Source organism: Bartonella sp. TT110JLCBS (genome assembly GCF_042193405.1).
Classification (GTDB): domain Bacteria; phylum Pseudomonadota; class Alphaproteobacteria; order Rhizobiales; family Rhizobiaceae; genus Bartonella.
The window spans coordinates 1-265 of record NZ_JBHILT010000296.1 but is presented as its reverse complement, the minus strand read 5'-3'; the positions used below and the strand labels follow the sequence as shown (position 1 = coordinate 265).

The window sequence follows — 265 nt, the reverse complement described above, 5'->3', positions numbered from 1 at the left end:
GATGATGAATTAAAGAAACAGGAGTAGTTCCATCAATTGTTATAAACCGCTCATCTATTTCTGATAAAACTTGGTATACTTCATAAACTTTTTCAATAAAAGAGAGTTTTTCTTCGTATTTTAAGTTTAAACCATCCCTTTTCTGCAACCGCTCTAGTATAGTAGTGGGCGGTAAATGAAGATAAAATGTAATATGAGGTCTTGGAATAGATTGATTTAATTTAACTACACTTTCAACAGAAAGCTCTCGAGCATAAAAATAAGC

Annotated in this window: 1 protein-coding gene; it reads right to left on the bottom strand. The window is 31.3% G+C overall.

The features are described from left to right. Positions 1 to 265: dTMP kinase (locus tag ACFILW_RS10990; RefSeq protein WP_375685853.1), on the bottom strand; the 265-nt coding region annotated here is incomplete at both ends.